Genomic DNA, 17,868 nt, shown 5'->3' on the forward strand with positions numbered 1-17,868 from the left:
GAATTGATACACAAGAAATTTTATTGGCATTAAGTTATTGATTTTAAAAGTCGTAGTCTGGGGAGGCACTTTTTGTTACATCGAACCCAGACCACTATTATTATTCTCGCCCATTCAAGGCGTTAGGTTGGGGAAAATATCCGCGAAGTCGCTTGCATTTTTTCATTTTCTATATAATTTCTTCCTATTATCTGACATACATTTTTCTTATCGTTTTTTGATAAATAAGAAGCTACCGCCTCAAGATCGTTATAATCTTCCGCATCTTCAGGGGCAGAAATCTCAGAAGGATAATCCTTATCGATTTTCCATTCATCCACTATTGCCCAATAAATAGAATTAAAAAGCATTTTAGCGTGATGAATTTTATCTTGTAATTTTTTCTCTTCCTTACTTCGGGGTACAGAAAATAAAGAAAGAGCAAAGCCTTGCCAACCTGATATTTTAGTATCTTTTTTAGGCTCAATGATGGCAAACGCCCTATAGCACTTCACGATCACATCAGCTAAATCATCTTTATATTTAGTTAAATAAGCTTCTTCTTCTTTGAATTTCTTAGAGAAAGATGCATTTCTTATTGCCCATTCCAGACATTGTAACTTCCTGACAATATCTTTCACCTCATTGCGATACTCAGTATCTATATTAACTAAATCTGCTGACTCTTCTGATAATTTATCAAAACGTTGTGGCGGGACACTCCAATATAATTTTACATCTTTATCTCCCCAGTTTCGAGAGAACACCTGTCGACCTGATGATTTAGTATGCGGACGTAATGTTCCTTCGCTATGTAATAAGATAGGCTCCAAACCAGAAATAAATCGCGGGAAAGAGGAGTTTTTGAACGGTGCAAGCTGCTTTTCAGTGAGGATACCCTCTAACAGAGCAACCGCCCTGGTTTTACAGGTATTTGAATTTTCAAGACTGGGTACAGGAACCCAAAAGTCAAACCCTAAGAAGCTCACCTGCCTGTAACCCAATGATAAATGAAAATCAAAAGGTTTCAATCGAGATGGACGCCCTTCAATTTTGGCCTTAATTTGCTCAATCTCAAAAATTTGTCTGGAATAGGCCTCTTCTTTATAAATTCTTCCCTCCCTTTGCGGATCAACTTTAAAATTTTGACCATCCCCTACTATTTCCTTTATAGCAGCCTCTTGATCTGCCTTTTCTTTTGCACATCTCCTTTGCAGTTCTTCAAATTGCTGCTGAGTGAGCTCAAAAGTATATCCATGTAAACCATATCCAAGATCCATGAAACGAATTTCTTCATGGACCAACATACCGTGATTACCTTGCAAATCGACATCCAAATGATTTTTTCTTTTAAATTGTTCGAAACGACTGTTTTTATCTCCAGTACTAGTAACACCATAGAAGCCCCAAGTCTCAACGACTTCAAGCATCTTCTTGCTTTTATCCAGTTTCGATAGATAAAAGGAACCATGCCAAAAAGGATTCCCGCCTATAGTATGATCAAATACACAAAAAGATACTGAATATTCCATTTCAACACCCCTGTTATTTACATTAGACATTCCGTTATAAAACTAGATAAGGCAAAAGATATTTTGAGTAAAAATTATAAAAGATGCAAGATTTTATCCCAAGGAATAAATCTAAATAAAAATTTAATTTAGATTCAATAAATTAATCTAATGAAGTTAATGCAATGAGGACAAACGATACGGTTAGGCTTTCCCGGGTTACACATTTGCTTCACTCGGGCTTAGCCTATAAGGAATGGATCAATTAACCAAAAATACTCCCTTTTTGTATCTGGTTCAATTGATCAAAAGCTCGTTTTGCTGGGATAAAGTTAGGATATTGAGTTACTAAACGTTGTAAAATCATACGTGATAAAATTTCATCTCCCTGATTCCACTCATTTAATGCTTGAAGATACATAAAGTCAGCAGTCTGTCCCGCAATAACAGGTACTTTATTTATCAAAATAGGCTCAATAAAACTGACACGAGCTTGAGTTTGTGCTTCCATTCTTTGCAGGGCTTTACGAGCCTGGAGACTACCATTATCACTGGCTTGCTGCAATAATTCCTTGCCTTTGGAAAGAGAACGCTCACCCACAGTACCTTCAAGATAATAAGTACCTAACTGATATTGTGCATACGCATTTTGGCGTGCGGCCAGTTTTTCATAAAAGCCTGCCGCCATTTTGGGGTTTTTCTCCACACCTAAGCCATAATGATACATTCGTGCTAGGGCCAACATCGCTTTCTCATTACCTTTATCTGCAGATTGCTGGTAATAATTGAGCGCGTTATTAAAATCAAGTTTGGTGATAAAACCCGTTTCCGACAATAATCCTAATTGATAAAGGGCATTGGCATTACCTAATTCTGCCGCCTTTTTATACCAGGATAAAGCTTGCTGTGTATCGCGAGGTTGACCCAATCCATTGAAATAAAGAGCTCCTAATTGATTCATTGCCTCATGAACTTGATGAGTTGCTGCTTCAACAAATAAATCTCTAGCTTTTTGATAATTGACAGGGGTTCCTTTACCGTATAAGTACATTAACGCCAAATCATATATCCCTAAAGCATCCCCTTTCATAGCAGCTTGTTCATAAGCCTTTAATGCCTGAACGTAATTGTCATTGACTGTTTCATCAATAAACCCTAATGCAACGGAGGCTTCAGGTAGGGTTGCAGCTGCCTTTTCATACCATTGCTTCGCCAAATTATAATCAGGCTCAGCATTCTCACCCAGCTGATAAAACTGACCCAATTGATACTGTGCGAGAGGATTTCCCTGTTCTGCAGAAGCAGTATACCAACGTTGTGCACCTGCGAGATCAGGTTCAGAACCTAAACCGTTTTCCAGCATATAAGCCAGTTTCAGTTGTGCATACTGATCCCCTTTTTCAGCCAAGCCAGTATAAATTTGTTTGGCTTCTTGCATTTTTTCCGGATCAGAATTTTCTGCCAAATAATAATCTGCTAAAACAATCCCAGCATGGCTGTTTCCTAATTTATATGAACGTATTAAATTAGGTAAAAAGTCTTGTCCAGTTTCTTTTTGTAATACCGCTATATTAAAATCTGCATAAGAGAATTGATCGTCCACGGATTGCTGCAATTGCTCCATCCCTTTTGTCTTGTCTTGAGCTATTCCCTTCCCTTCAGAAGCATAAGTTCCCAAAATAAAATTACTTACCGCATTTTGCCCTGCTTGCTGGTACCAGGTAATTGCTTGTCCTGGGTCAGCTTTGACACCAATGCCCCGATCATAGAGTAATCCCATCAATAGTGCGGCATGTTCATTACCAGTCGCTGCTTCATCTTTGGCAATCAGAAACGCTTGTGCCTGTCTTTGTTTGTCTTGATCCATAGCATTATAATACGCGAGTGGTAGTAATGCTTGGGAAACACCTCGATCTGCTGCTCCCTGATACAATTGGCGAATCATGGCTATTTTTTGTTTTCTAACATCCACACTTAAACCACTGTCATTTTGGCGCGCCAAGCTATCCGCTAGCTCATATTCTGCAGGGCCATAATTATTGGCCGCAGCCAGGTACAACATAGACGTTGCTTGCTCTTGATTGGGCTGAATGTATACTGTGCCGTCTGGGCCAGTTATCCCCTGTGAAAGAATTCTAGCCAGAACGTATTGGGATCTTTTATTTCCTTTAAATGCAGCATCAGTTAAATCATTGAGCGCCAACTGATAATCCTTTTTATCTTTGGCATGCTGCAAATATAAAATAGCCAAATTGTATTCTGCGCCCAGATGCTGCTGTTGTGCTGCATTTTGATAAAAAATAATGGCCGAAGAATCACTTTGTCCCACACCAATACCGTACTGAAACATTTGTCCTATTTGAAATTGTGATTGGGCATCACCTAATATTGCTCTAAAGTATAAATGATTAAATACAGACATATAGTTAAGTTGTGCTTGCCAATCCTGAGTCCACAAATCCATAACATGGGCTTGGGAATTATCATCATAATCATAAAAGTTGGCATCGATATAAGGTGTAGGCAAATTAATTCGCGTATATATAGGCGTGTTTATTCTCTCTAAGACTGATAACTGATGATCTAAAGGATAATGAGGATAGGTCCATTGATTCGCCTGGAAACCAGGAGTCTTACTTAAGAGAGCATCATAATAACTGGTTATAGGAACATCATTAGGCTGAACTAATTCAAACTGTGGATGAAAAACAGACTGGCGCATCATCTTTTTCAGTTGAGGCCCCTGGTTGTAAGCAAAATCGCCTAATACCATGGGGTTATGCCAAGCACTCAATATCCCTTTCATTTGAAAATCTGTTTGTTCTAATTTATCAGTCGTACCATTACTTAACCACAGTGCAGCCTGTGCTAAAGCGGCCTCCTGATTTTTAGCACTTTCATCTTGCATCGCCTGATTTAGCCATTGCTTTGCCAAGTCGGGAGCCACTTCAACACCTATTCCTTTTTGATACATTTCAGCTAATTCACGTTTGGCTTGCGGCAATCCATTCTGAGCTGCTTTCAAAGTCCACATGTATGCAGTTTTTGGATCGTAAACTGGACTTTTTTGCTGTAAATAAATATGAGCCAGATCCAAATAGGCTTCATTATTCTGTTGATTGCCCGCTTTATTAAACCACTGCAATGCTTGTTCTTTTTGGTTTTGCTCTAAAGCCAATTCTCCTAAAGCAACCATTGCAGGTGCGAAACCTTGAGCCGCAGCTTGGTTTAATAACTGCTCCCCTTTATTTTCATCTTTATCTAACATCTTTCCTTCTAGATAAAGTTCCCCTAATCTGGTTATTGCTTGAGGATTGTTATTGGCAACTGCTTTATTTAACCAAATGAGACCCAACTTTCGATTGGATGCATTACGGCTTTCGATAAAGTTTTTTGCTAAGGTAAATTGTGCTATGGAGTTACCATTTTTTGCCGCATTTATGTAATAACGAGTTGCCGCATCCATATTCTTCTTAACCCCAACTCCATACATATAAGCCGCTGCTGTAAACATTTGGGCATCTACATCACCTGCATCTGCCGCCTTTTTAAACCATGTAAAGGCTTGTTGCGGATCTTTATCATGCAATAGGGTGTATTTGGCCATAAGCTGAATGGCGGGGAGGTATCCTTTTTGTGCCGATTGAGTAAAATAGCGTATCGCTAACAAACTATTTTTGAGTTGGCCATATCCATAAAGATAAATTCGCCCTAAGTAATAATCAGCAACTGCATTTTTACCCGACTGACTCATTAAAGGTTCTATCGCTTTATTATAATTCCCTAATCGATAAGCACTGAAATCATCAGCAAAAACGTTTTGCCCAGCTGATGCAACAAATAAACATACCCAAGGTACTAGCGATTTCATGAAAATTCTCCCTCTTTGCATGCCAATTTAACCCGAATTATTATTATACGTTCAGTCTTATGCCCCGGGTATTATGCCATAATGCACTACTTCATTGACGGCTCCATTTCTTGTAGTGCCATCTACTATCCATAAATTGCCTTTATTATTTAAACCAAACTTTACATTGACATATTCACATACTTTAATCGTATCAGCACAATCAATGATTTTTCCATAGGAGGTTTTACCATCGCCCAAGGTGCAAATGAACTTGACTAATGGTTCTCCTGTAGCTAATGCGGCCCATTGCCGCCCCCCTATTGTATGATTGTATCGAGTTGTATATTGGCTATCTTCATCACGCATTTGATACAAACTTACAGTTTGCGGCGATTTATTAAAGAAGAAATATAAAGATTGCAAAGCACCTTCTTTACCTGGGAAAAGAGACAAAACCTTTAAACTTTCCTTATATCCCACAGGCTTGCATCCTATAGGAAATCGGGCTTCTTCCTTTTCTGCCTTTTCCGCTTTAGTTTGCACATCCTTAGGATCATTCTTTTTTGGTTTAGCTGCTTCAAGATGTGCAGATATTAGCCCTAAACAAACCATCAATGAAATTGAAGTGATTTTTTTTATTGTATTCATCATATTCTCACTCACTGTCATTTATTGGACGTACAATTACTGTTGTACCCATGAAATTATTTCGTTCACTGGATAATTCAACAAAGCTCAAATTTAACCATTTAGCATCTTGGATAAACATCCGTACGCATCCATGACTTGCTCTGACCCCTGGAATGTCGTCAGAACCATGTAAAGCGAACCCTTTATGAAAAAACATGCAGAAAGGCATCTTTGCGCCCCCTTTACCAATAGGGAATACATCAGAGACACACTTCTCATTTTCTTTACTAAAAACTCGATAAATTCCCGTCAAAGTGCGGCAAGAACGATTGGAATCAGAACATCGATCTCTTCCTGATGAAATTGGCCCCCATCTCACCAAATTACCCGCAGCATCATAAGCGGCAAAAGCCAGCTTATCTTGATCCACTATAATTTGTTTTTGATGTTCTGGGATTTTTAATGGAAAAGGAGCTACGTCAAAAACAGTGAGATAGGCCAGATTTTTTGGAACAGCAATAATCTTACCAGTCCATAAAGGGTTATAAGTTCGATTGACTCTTTGTACGATATCTCGTTGATTTTCATCCGGAAATAAAGTCTCCCAACTTTGCCCCGACTCTACTTTAATACAATCGTATTGTGGGTAACCACATAATCCTGTGCCATAAAAATTACCGGCATTCGCTATGGCAGCCATGAGCATCATCAATGCAGCTGAAAGTAATTTATACATATGCCCCCTCTCATCTTACTTTTTATTTTTACATGCAAGATTTGTGCTTAAATATCAATTTATTTTAATTATTATTCGAGCATATCTAAACTAAGTTTAGTACGAATATTAGAATTTTTGCCAGGGTTATAAATAATATTCTAGTTTGCTAATAAGAAGCCCTACGTCCAGCAAGGCGGAGACTGGTTTTTTGCACACAGAATGAAGCAGCAGTATTACCGGGTTTTACTCCCTGCCCCAGCATAATGTCTGGATTCCTTATGACGATACGTTTTCACCATGAAAAAATTGAAAAATGCGCTTTGCCAAATATTCACTAATACCTGATACTTTGGCAATTTCTTCTACTGGGGCTTTCGCAAGCTCACGTATTCCACCAAAACGATGAAGTAATGCTTGCCTGCGCTTTGCTCCTACTCCTTCAATCTCTTCAAGAGTTGATTCCAATCTTTTTTTCTGTCTTTTCTTACGATGCGCAGTAATGGCAAAGCGATGAGCTTCATTACGAATATGTTGTAACAGATGTAGGGCTTTAGAGTCATCGGGTAAGCTCAACTCATATTCTTCATGCACTAAGATTAACTTTTCCCATCCCGCTTTTCGAGAAGGCCCTTTAGCCACACCAAGCAAGCTCACCTTAGAGATACCTAAAGACATCAATACTTTCTGGGCTACAGCTACTTGTCCTTTACCTCCATCAATAATTAATACATCGGGTAAGGATTGGGTTTCGACCAAGCGCCTAAAGCGACGAGTAAGTGCCTGTTCCATTGCGGCATAATCATCTCCAGGGGTAATACCCTCTATGTTAAAACGTCGATACTCATTAGGACAAGGGCCTTCATGATCAAACACAACACACGATGCAACAGCGGCTTCACCTTGAGTATGACTGATGTCAAAACATTCCATTCGCTCAATCGGTTTTTCCAGTCCCAAAAACTGTTCTAACTCATGGAAACGAGATCTCATTGTAGAATGTTTCGTCACATATTCAGCTACTGAGACCCGCAAATTATTCAATGCAAAATCCATCCAGCGAGATTTTATACCGCGAGGGTTCACTTGCAGTTTACACAATTTGCCACGTTGTTGTGATAATGCTTCTTGTAATGACTGATGATCTATTAAGTTACGATTCGTAATAATTAAAGCGGGGATTTTCTCCGGGGCATCCAAATAATAGAATCCAATAAATGCATCAAAGGTTTGTTGCCATAAATCATCCATGCTAAGTTCATCTTCCAAACTTTTTTGCGGTACAGAAGGAAAATAACTACGGCTTGCCAATACTTGACCTTCACGAATTGTCACACACTGGACACAAGCAAACCCTGGACTAACCTCAATCGCAATAGCGTCTGCATCTCCACGTAATTGCAAAATACCTTGTTGCTCTTGCACTAAGCGCAAACTTTTAATTTGATCGCGCAAAAGTGCTGCCTCTTCAAAATTCAATTCACTTACTACTCTATCCATCCGTTTGGCGAGTTCATCAAGAATTAATCGGGACTTTCCTTGCAAAAAACGCATAGCATCATTTACTGAACGCTTGTAATCCTCGGGAGTTATATAGTTGACACAAGGAGCTGTACACCGCTTGATTTGATACTGCAAACACGGTCTTGAGCGTGCATTAAAATAACTGTCTCGACAATTACGAAGTTTAAAAACTTTTTGAATAGTTACTATAGTTTCTTTTACTGCAGCACTGCTGGGATAAGGGCCAAAAAAGTTACCTGAAAGAGGTTTTTTCTTAGAGCGATAGCTTTCAATGCGTGGGAAATCAGGATGATTGGAAAGATGAATGTAAGGATAAGATTTGTCATCTCGTAATAACACATTGTATTTGGGTTTTAATGTTTTAATCAGATTACTTTCCAATAATAAAGCTTCTGTTTCGCTCCGCGTAACGGAAATTTCTATGGAGGCAATTTGACTCACCAAAGAACGTGTTTTAATGCCTGTATTTTGTTTATTAAAATAGCTCGTAACCCGTTTTTTTAGATTGGATGCTTTACCTACGTAAAGAAGATTACCTGTTTCATCCAGCATACGGTAAACACCAGGTTCATTAGGTAACTTAGTGAGGAACAACGCTAATTCAGTAGAAATATTCATGTAATAATAATAGCAACAATTCTAGATACATAAAATCGTATCCTGAGTGCATCACTTATCTATGCGTCTGCTCTCAAATATGGCACCGAAAAGCCACATTTGTCACATCTTAAGTGAAATGGTTCCCCAAAAGCGCAGCATAGATGACTATGTGAGCATTTTCGAGAACCATTTTCACCCAACCTGCACTCAAATCTGGCTTTTCCCCAAGATTTTTAACTTGTGACTAAGGAAGGACTCTGCGTCCAGGATACACTAGGACCTCTAATCCTCTGATGCCAGATCGATGGGATTTTCTATAATTCCGTGTTTTAGAGCCAGATAAGTGAGCTCCACATCATTTTTAATGCCTAATTTTTCAAATGTTCGATAACGATAACCGTTAATTGTTTTTGTGCTTAGGAAAAGTCTATCACTAATTTCCTGAACATTCATGCCGCTGGTAATCATCAACATCACTTGCATTTCACGCTCAGATAACACATCAAAAGGCGAACCTTGTACCTCCTCTAAACTATTAATCGCTACTTTCTGAGCGATTTCGGCACTAAGGTACTTTTCTCCTTTCGCTACTTTACGGATTGCAGCAGCCATTTCTTCGGCACCCGATTCTTTCGTCAGATATCCCATAGCCCCTAATTGCAAAACACGGGTAGGCAACACATCGGAACACATCGCAGTTACAGCGATTACTTTAATATGCGGATTTGATTTTTTCAGGCGACGCGTTACTTCCCACCCATCGATTCCAGGCATTTTCATATCTAAAAGAACTACATCTGGGGAGTATTTTTTTACTAATGCTAAAGCTTGCTCACCACTTTCTGCATCAGCGACTACCTCTACATCTGACATATCTTCGAGTAATCGTCGAATCCCCATTCGAACCAATGCATGGTCATCAACAATTAGTACTTTAATCAAATAATGCTCCTTGACTTGAAACAGCCAATGAACAAACTAGGTTGCTCGATGTTAACAAGACTAGTTGTTCATTACAATAAATATAGATTAACACGCTCTAATATGGATATTAGGGTTATTTGGATCCACCTTAAAAAATGGTGGAAATTCCCCAAGCTCCCGAGTTCGAGTTAAAAGTTTACCTATATCAGATAAAACAAAATCGTACAAAACCTGGTAATCACTGATTACAAAATAAACTGGTTGCAACATATCGATACGGTAAGGCATACGAAACGCCGCGACTGGCTCAAAAATTACTCTAAGCGGAATATCGCTTTCTACACTATATACCGTTTCACTAATGGAAGACAGTATCCCCCCGCCATAAGCTCGCAGACCTTGTGCACTTTTAATTAATCCAAACTCAACTGTAAACCAAAACATACGTTGTAATAAGGGCCAATCTGACTCAGGGAAAGTTAACACGTTCCTAGCATAATCATAAACAAATTCTGCATACACTTTATCTGTCAACATGGGACAATGACCAAATACCTCATGAAAAATATCAGGCTCTTTTACATAATCCAATTCCTCTTCGTTACGAATAAATGTAGCTACAGGAAAATGTTTTGTTGCCAATAACTCAAAAAATTCTCGAGCAGAAATTAATGCAGCAACCGCAGATACTTGCCAACCAGTCGCTTCTTTAAGTTTTTTATTTAGATGTGGAATCTGCGGAATTCCTTCGGATTTAATACCCAAGGTTTTTAATCCTAATATGAATTCATCACAAGCACGTCCGGGTATTAATTTTATTTGTCTTTCAAATAAAATGTTCCATATTCTGTTTTCTTCTGCAGTATAATTCACAAACCCTTGAGCGTCAGGAACATGCGCTACATAACGGCTTGAAAATTCCATAATTTCTCCTTCACATACAAATAATCGTAAAACTATAGATGGCAAGAGTATATCTTAAAAAAAACCACCTTTTTTAGTTATTAGGCAATTTGAGAATAAATGTCAATAACTATTACAGATTTTTCAAATTATGCTATAAAATCAGCGAATATTGACGCATGGAAAACTGACAATGACGGTAGCCATTTTAGCAACCGGTGATGAAATAGTTCATGGTGATACCCTAAATACTAATGGCCGCGACATCGCTCATGCACTAAGTTCCGAAGGCTTGCCTTTAGGCGTGCATATGTCCTGCAGTGATAAAAAGGTTGATATCATTAATTGTTTACGCTTTCTGACAAAAAAGCATGACATCATCATTATTATTGGGGGACTTGGGCCAACGACTGATGATCTCACCCGTTTTGCCTTATCTCAATTTACTGGGGAGGCATTAGTACAACACTCTGTAGCTTTTGAACATATTAAAAGCCGGCTACGCGATGCAAATCCAGTGCTCAATCCAGGCAACGTACAACAATGCCTCTTCCCCGAGAAAGCTCAGCTCTTACCTAATCCTGTAGGTAGTGCTTTGGGATGTTATTATTCATGGAATAATAGGCATTTTTTTCTGTTACCCGGACCACCTCGTGAGTGCTTGCCGATGTTTAACCAGTATGTAATGCCTATATTACAGCAAACCACTCACAGCCAAAAACAAATACTCAAATGGCGAATTTTTGGTTTGGCAGAAAGTGAAATAGCCCAAAAACTGGAAGATGCGCTCCAGGATATTGATTGCCAAACAGGTTATCGCTGGGAGTCCCCCTATATTGAATTTAAGGTCCGTTGTATTCCCAATCTTGCAGAGAAAATAAAAACCATTGTTGGGCCTCTCTTGGAGCCCCATATTATTAGTGATGTAAATAAAAAAGCGTCTGAGAACCTAAGTGAATTAATTGCACGTATCAATGAACCAATAACCATTATCGATGAAGCAACTGGAGGATTACTGCAATTACTGCTTAGTAACCCCAACATTCATCATTTATTACATTTTACAGATTTGCATAAAAACACGCTGTATTTTCATATACGCGGTTTAGAAGAGTATTGGCAGCAACAACCAATAAAAGGAACAACACAATTAATTATTGACTACAGCAATCACCATGAAGGGCGTGAAACCCATAATATACCCTATCGTTCTGCCTCGGTAGTTGAATATGCTGCGGAATGGCTATGCTTCAGACTCTTTCATCTCATCAATCAATTGCATCAGTGAATAACACAATTGTTGCGTGCCTTCACCACTGATTGCTGAAATTGCAAAGACTTTATCTTTCCAGTTCAAACCATCTACTATAGCTTTTATTCTTTCTTCCCGGCTCGCGGCATCCGGTAACATATCTATTTTGTTCAATACCAACCACCGAGGTTTTTGCAAAAGTTCAGGATTGTATTCTGCTAACTCATGAATAATTACCTTGGCTGATTCAACCGGATCACTATTATCTAAAGGGGCAACATCAATTACATGGAGTAGCACACACGTACGTGAAAGATGTTTTAGAAATCGATGTCCAAGTCCAGCTCCTGTAGAGGCTCCTTCAATAAGACCTGGGATGTCAGCCATCACAAAACTCTTGTGCGAAGAAACGCTAACCACGCCTAAACTCGGATGTAATGTTGTAAAAGGATAATCAGCTACTTTAGCTTTTGAGCTGGAGACCGCGCGAATTAAAGTAGATTTTCCTGCATTAGGCAATCCCAACAGACCTACATCAGCTAAAACGCGTAACTCCAAACGTAAATGCCGTGACTCACCTGGGCTTCCTGGAGAAGTTTGCCTTGGAGAACGGTTCACACTACTTTTATAGCGCGTATTTCCTAAACCATGAAATCCGCCTTGAGCAATCAACACAGGGACACCTGGTTCCTTAATATCACCAAGCAATTCTCCCGTATCCACATCAAAAACCAGAGTACCGACCGGTACTTTTATTGTTAAATCATCACCTTTTTTCCCAGTACAGTTTCCTCCCATACCGGATTGCCCATTACCAGCTTTGTAATGACGCATATAACGAAAATCAACAAGGGTATTTAAATCGGTGCTGGCTTCAAAATAAACGCTTCCCCCATCACCCCCATCGCCACCATCAGGGCCACCTCGTGGTATGAATTTTTCGCGTCTGAAGCTTAGGCAACCATTTCCGCCATGGCCTGCGTCTACTTTTATCACTGCCTCATCAACGAATTTCATGACCAACCTCAAAATAAAAAAAAACCCCGTTACCCGGGGCTAATAACATTGTATTTAGGTATAAAATGTAGCCTGAATTAACGTAATTCTGGAATACATCATAAATAACCAATGCCGCTATGCGGTATTCTGGCTACAGTAACAATTAGCTTGCAGCTTCTTCTTTTTGTTCTGCAACTATTGTTACATATTTACGATTTTTCTCACCCTTGACAACAAATTGTACCAGACCTTCAACCAATGCAAACAAGGTATGATCGCGACCACAACCTACACCAGGCCCTGGATGAAAACGTGTACCACGTTGTCTTACAATTATTTCACCCGCATTAACGAACTGACCGCCAAAACGCTTCACTCCAAGATACTTGGGATTCGAGTCGCGGCCGTTACGAGTACTACCACCTGCTTTCTTATGAGCCATTGCTATCCTCTCTTACTTGCTTATCGCAGTAATTTTAACTTGTGAATAATATTGTCTGTGCCCCATTTGTTTCATGTGGTGCTTACGACGACGAAACTTGATAATTTTAACTTTTTTGTGACGGCCATGATCAAGCACTTCGGCTTTCACTATTGCCTTGGCAACTAATGGGGAGCCGCAAACAATTTTATCGCCATCCGCCAACATTAACACTTCTTTAAATTGTATTTCATTGCCAACATCTTCAGGCAGTAATTCAATTTTTAATACATCACCTTCCTTCACGGTGTATTGCTTACCGCCAGTTTTGATTACCGCATACATAATTTTTCTCCAATTCGCCTGATTGGCTATCACAAATTCATAAAGTCGCATATTCTATGAAATTATGGCTATGACTTCAAGTTCATTTTAAAATATTGTATACTTCGCCACCCTTTCCGGATTTTTTAACTCATCATCCGGTGTTTAATCTGGTCGCGGATTAAACTTAGGGTCTGTTTCCAATTTGCCAGATTGGCTGCAAAGCCTTGTGATCAAGATGGTGTAATAGTAAACAAGCCCTTAAGGAATTTTATATAAATTTTTGGAGTATATAATGTCAAATGTCCTTTTAGAAGCACAAGCAAGAACGGATATGGGGAAAGGTGCGAGCCGCCGCCTACGTCGTCTTGAAAATAAAGTACCTGCTGTAATTTATGGCGGCGATAAAAAGCCAATGTCAATTCATTTTCAACATAATAAAGTAATTAAAGCCTTGGAAACTGAAAGTATCTATTCCAGTGTTTTTGATATTACAATTGATGGCAAAGTTGAACATGTTATTTTGAAGGCATTACAACGTCACCCTTATAAACCAGTTGTAATGCATATGGATTTACAACGCGTTTCTAAAACTGATGTTCTGGTTAAATTAGTGCCGATTCATTTTATCAATGAAGATAAAGCCCCTGGTATTAAAGCGGGCGGTATTATTAACCACACCATGACTCAAGTAGAAATCCGCTGCCAAGCAAAAGATTTACCTGAGTTTATCGCAGTAGATATGTCAGACGTTAAAATGGACGATATTATTCATTTGTCTCACTTAAAATTACCTAAAGGGGTAAAACTTACTGTTGATGTTACCGATGGAAGTCATGATGCTCCTGTTGTAAGCATCCACATGGCTAGAGTAAGTGCAACAGAAGAAGAAGCAACAGAAGCAGCAGAAGTTCCAGCATCAGCTGTACCAACTGTTGACTCTGAGAAAAATGAAGAGTAATCATTCAAATTTGATTGAAAAAATGTAAAACGTAGCCTGGGAAAACGAAGCCTCGGGAATTGAGTGCAAACTTAACCCGGGTTCCTCTTCGCTTCCCAAGGACTACAAAATGCTCCAAAATTATATCCCCTATCTAAAAGAGCGATGCCATGGCAATAAAACTTATTATTGGTTTGCGCAACCCAGGATCAGCATACGAACACACTCGCCATAATGCCGGTGGATGGTTAATCGCTGCTCTAGCTCAGCGACACAGTGTCTTTTTTAAACTAGAAAAAAAAATGCAAGCCGAATTGGCGGAGTTGGAGTTAAATCATTATGCAGCTAAATTAGTTTTGCCCACATCTTTTATGAATCATAGTGGCCAACCTACCCGGCTTATCAGTCAATTTTATCGAATTCAACCTCAAGAAATACTGGTTGTACATGATGAATTGGATTTACCCCCAGGACGCATTAAACTTAAAACAGGTGGCGGTCATGGCGGTCATAATGGATTAAGAGATATAATAGCCCAATTAGGTAGCACAGAATTTCACCGTTTACGAATTGGAATTGGTCATCCTGGGCATAGAGATTTAGTTCATCAATTTGTGCTCGGAAGACCCTCGGCACAAGACCGGCAACTCATTTATGATGCAATTGATAGAGGCATAGCAGCAATGCCTTTAGTCTTCTCAGGCGATTTAGCTAGGGCAATGAACCAATTGAACGTTTAGGGACTGCTTACCCCCAATGAAAAAATTCTCGTTGGATTTGCACGCAGTTGATGCGGGTAACAGTTAGTTTAGTTTTAACAATTTAGAGGTACTAGACATGGGATTTAAATGCGGCATTGTGGGCTTGCCCAATGTTGGTAAATCAACTCTATTCAATGCACTCACCAAAGCAGGTATTGAAGCAGCAAACTATCCTTTTTGCACCATTGAACCCAATGTAGGGATAGTTACTGTTCCAGATCCTCGTCTCGATGCTTTGAGTGAGATAGTAAAACCCCAACAAGTGCTCCCAGCTACCATGCAATTTGTTGATATTGCGGGTATTGTTAAAGGGGCATCCAAAGGTGAAGGTTTGGGTAATCAATTTTTGGCCAATATTCGTGAAACCGATGCCATTGCTCATGTGGTACGTTGCTTTGAAAATACTGATGTGGTTCACGTGGAAGGCCATGTCAAACCGCTAAGTGACATTGAAGTAATTAATACAGAGCTTGCTTTAGCAGATATGGAAACGCTTGAAAAAGCCATACTGAAAGCAGGAAAAAACACGCGTAGCGGTAATAAAGAAGCACTTTTTGAAATGAAGACCCTGGAAAAGATCAAGGCGCATCTTGATGCAGGCCATCCTGTTCGCACGCTTGAATTAAGTGCTGAAGAAGAACCCATTGTACGCCGTCTTTTTTTACTCACTGCCAAACCCGTGCTTTATATTGCGAATGTCGATGACAATGGTTATGAAAACAATCCATTGCTTGATCAAGTGCGTCACTTAGCCATCCAAGAAAAAGCCAGTATCGTTGCTCTATGCGCGGCAACTGAAGCGGAGTTAGTTGAACTGGATGAAGCGGATCGTCAAGAATTCATGGAAGATTTAGGGCTAAGTGAACCCGGATTGCATCGGGTGATTCGTGCAGGTTATGAATTGTTGGGGTTGCAAACTTATTTTACTGCTGGAGTAAAAGAAGTAAGAGCCTGGACCATTCCTAAAGGAGCTACTGCGCCGCAAGCTGCAGGTGTCATTCACACAGATTTTGAAAAAGGATTCATCCGCGCGGAAGTCATAGCCTATGATGCATTTATCACTTATAAAGGCGAGCAAGGAGCTAAAGAAGCCGGAAAATTGCGCCTGGAAGGTAAAGATTATGTCGTTTGCGACGGAGATGTAATGCATTTTCGATTTAATGTATAAGCTAGGGGCTGCTCGATGAAGACAAAATAATGAGATTTCAGAGCACCAAAATGCAGCATATACGAAGTATGTGAGCATCGCAGCACATAAAATCTCATCATTTTGACCATGGGAGTAGAATTGTCAATAGACCCTAAAGTTAAGCCTACTTTTACTTGACAATTGGCATGCCCAACCTTAGCATTTGTTGATTGAATCGTAGAGGAAAAACAATGGCGATTGACAGTATACGCGCGCTAGTTAGTGACGATTTTAATGCAGTTAATACTTTAATTGTTAATAAAATTGAATCGCAAATTGGCTTAATTGATGACATGTCTCACCATATAATAGAAAGTGGCGGCAAAAGACTACGACCATTGTTGGTTCTTTTAGCAAGTAATGCTTGCGGTTATCAAGGTAATGAGCATATTACTCTGGCTACCATGGTGGAATTTTTTCATACAGCTACATTACTTCACGATGACGTCATTGATGAATCTACTTTAAGAAGAGGACGTCAAACAGCAAATGACATTTGGGGTAGCAAAGCAAGTATTCTAGTTGGTGATTATCTCTTTACCCAATCAATCGAGTTAATTGTTGATTCCGGTAATTCAGAGGTACTTAAGCTTTTCGCCAAAACAGCACTTGAGATCAGCTGTGGGGAAGTCAAACAACTATCGAACCGCCATAACCCTGCATTAACCTTTGATGAGTACTTTGATGTAATTCGTGCAAAAACAGCTCTTTTATTTGCAGCTGCTGCGTGTATAGGTCCAATGATTTGCAACTCCTCCAAGGAAATGCAAGACAGTCTCTATTCCTATGGCCTGCACCTAGGTAATGCCTTCCAACTCATAGACGATGCCTTGGATTATTGCTCCGATGCCAAAACTATTGGTAAAAACATAGGAGATGACTTAGCTGATGGAAAAGCTACATTACCTTTAATTTATGCATTGCAACACGGCACTGAACTACAAAAGCAACAAATTATGGAAAGCCTTAAAAAAGGCAGTTTGGATTTTTTACCTGAGATTCTTGTAGCTCTAGAAGAAACAAAAGCAATAGAATATACCAAGAAAATAGCCGCACAAGAAATCGACAGAGCTTTGTCCTCTTTGACAATATTACCCGATTCAAAATATAAAGAAGCGCTTATCAATTTGGCTCAATTCGCTTTGCAAAGAAGTTATTAATTTTTTAGCTTTAAGTAACCTTGATAGAGTACAGGACGCTCTGAAATTTCATTCTACAGGTTCTTTGTAAGGTTACATCAATTAGGTACACATACGGAGTGTAGCTCAGCCTGGTAGAGCACTGCCTTCGGGAGGCAGGGGTCGCAAGTTCGATTCTTGTCACTCCGACCATCAAATAATCCC

The 17,868-nt window shown here is 39.4% G+C and carries 15 protein-coding genes and 1 tRNA gene; 6 read left to right on the forward strand and 10 right to left on the reverse strand.

All coding sequences use genetic code 11. From position 1 onward, the window contains the following. Positions 1-122 precede the first annotated feature (122 nt). From FOLKNPGA_RS14025 to phhA, 7 genes are all read right to left on the reverse strand, one after another. Positions 123-1,511 (reverse strand): hypothetical protein, encoded by a 1,389-nt coding sequence (locus tag FOLKNPGA_RS14025; protein WP_182350478.1) that lies wholly within the window; start codon positions 1,509-1,511, stop codon positions 123-125. Positions 1,512-1,755: 244 nt separating this feature from the next. Then, a complete protein-coding gene (locus tag FOLKNPGA_RS14030) occupies positions 1,756-5,361 on the reverse strand; it encodes a tetratricopeptide repeat protein (RefSeq protein ID WP_182350479.1) in 3,606 nt (1,201 codons plus the stop codon). Positions 5,362-5,418: 57 nt separating this feature from the next. Then, positions 5,419-5,991 carry an endopeptidase IV gene (locus FOLKNPGA_RS14035; RefSeq protein WP_182352875.1) on the reverse strand — a complete coding sequence of 191 codons (573 nt, stop codon included), beginning with the start codon at positions 5,989-5,991 and terminating at the stop codon, positions 5,419-5,421. A gap of 7 nt (positions 5,992-5,998) precedes the next feature. Then, positions 5,999-6,709 (reverse strand): L,D-transpeptidase, encoded by a 711-nt coding sequence (locus tag FOLKNPGA_RS14040; RefSeq protein WP_182350480.1) that lies wholly within the window; start codon positions 6,707-6,709, stop codon positions 5,999-6,001. Between the two features lie 258 nt (positions 6,710-6,967). Next, entirely contained in the window at positions 6,968-8,830 is a 1,863-nt protein-coding gene (uvrC, locus tag FOLKNPGA_RS14045) for an excinuclease ABC subunit UvrC (RefSeq protein WP_182350481.1), read from the reverse strand. Positions 8,831-9,094: 264 nt separating this feature from the next. Further along, on the reverse strand, positions 9,095-9,754 hold the full coding sequence (gene letA / locus FOLKNPGA_RS14050) for a two-component system response regulator LetA (protein ID WP_182350482.1): 660 nt from the start codon (positions 9,752-9,754) through the stop codon (positions 9,095-9,097). An 87-nt stretch (positions 9,755-9,841) separates the two neighbouring features. Then, positions 9,842-10,660, reverse strand: coding sequence for a phenylalanine 4-monooxygenase (phhA, locus tag FOLKNPGA_RS14055; protein ID WP_182350483.1), 819 nt, complete (start codon positions 10,658-10,660; stop codon positions 9,842-9,844). A gap of 172 nt (positions 10,661-10,832) precedes the next feature. Here phhA and FOLKNPGA_RS14060 point away from each other — a divergent pair, with 172 nt between their 5' ends. Beyond that, a complete protein-coding gene (locus FOLKNPGA_RS14060; protein WP_182350484.1) occupies positions 10,833-11,927 on the forward strand; it encodes a molybdopterin-binding protein in 1,095 nt (364 codons plus the stop codon). On the opposite strand, the gene cgtA is transcribed toward FOLKNPGA_RS14060, so the two are convergent. The 3 genes from cgtA to rplU form a co-directional block, all read right to left on the reverse strand. Continuing rightward, on the reverse strand, positions 11,883-12,908 hold the full coding sequence (gene cgtA, locus FOLKNPGA_RS14065) for an Obg family GTPase CgtA (RefSeq protein ID WP_182350485.1): 1,026 nt from the start codon (positions 12,906-12,908) through the stop codon (positions 11,883-11,885). The genes FOLKNPGA_RS14060 and cgtA overlap by 45 nt on opposite strands. A 145-nt stretch (positions 12,909-13,053) precedes the next feature. Beyond that, a complete protein-coding gene (gene rpmA, locus FOLKNPGA_RS14070) occupies positions 13,054-13,332 on the reverse strand; it encodes a 50S ribosomal protein L27 (RefSeq protein WP_058521330.1) in 279 nt (92 codons plus the stop codon). A 12-nt stretch (positions 13,333-13,344) separates the two neighbouring features. Then, positions 13,345-13,656, reverse strand: a complete 312-nt coding sequence (gene rplU / locus FOLKNPGA_RS14075) for a 50S ribosomal protein L21 (RefSeq protein WP_058521331.1) — start codon at positions 13,654-13,656, stop codon at positions 13,345-13,347. Positions 13,657-13,930: 274 nt separating this feature from the next. Here rplU and FOLKNPGA_RS14080 point away from each other — a divergent pair, with 274 nt between their 5' ends. From FOLKNPGA_RS14080 to FOLKNPGA_RS14100, 5 genes are all read left to right on the forward strand, one after another. Then, positions 13,931-14,596, forward strand: coding sequence for a 50S ribosomal protein L25/general stress protein Ctc (locus FOLKNPGA_RS14080; RefSeq protein ID WP_182350486.1), 666 nt, complete (start codon positions 13,931-13,933; stop codon positions 14,594-14,596). Between the two features lie 149 nt (positions 14,597-14,745). Continuing rightward, positions 14,746-15,315, forward strand: a complete 570-nt coding sequence (pth, locus tag FOLKNPGA_RS14085) for an aminoacyl-tRNA hydrolase (RefSeq protein ID WP_182350487.1) — start codon at positions 14,746-14,748, stop codon at positions 15,313-15,315. Positions 15,316-15,412: 97 nt separating this feature from the next. Further along, on the forward strand, positions 15,413-16,504 hold the full coding sequence (gene ychF, locus FOLKNPGA_RS14090; protein WP_182350488.1) for a redox-regulated ATPase YchF: 1,092 nt from the start codon (positions 15,413-15,415) through the stop codon (positions 16,502-16,504). 212 nt (positions 16,505-16,716) lie between these two features. Further along, positions 16,717-17,685, forward strand: coding sequence for a polyprenyl synthetase family protein (locus FOLKNPGA_RS14095; protein WP_182350489.1), 969 nt, complete (start codon positions 16,717-16,719; stop codon positions 17,683-17,685). Positions 17,686-17,779: 94 nt separating this feature from the next. Beyond that, positions 17,780-17,856 (forward strand) — tRNA-Pro (locus tag FOLKNPGA_RS14100). Positions 17,857-17,868 lie beyond the last annotated feature (12 nt).

This window comes from Legionella sp. PC1000, assembly GCF_014109805.1.
Lineage (GTDB): Bacteria > Pseudomonadota > Gammaproteobacteria > Legionellales > Legionellaceae > Legionella > Legionella resiliens.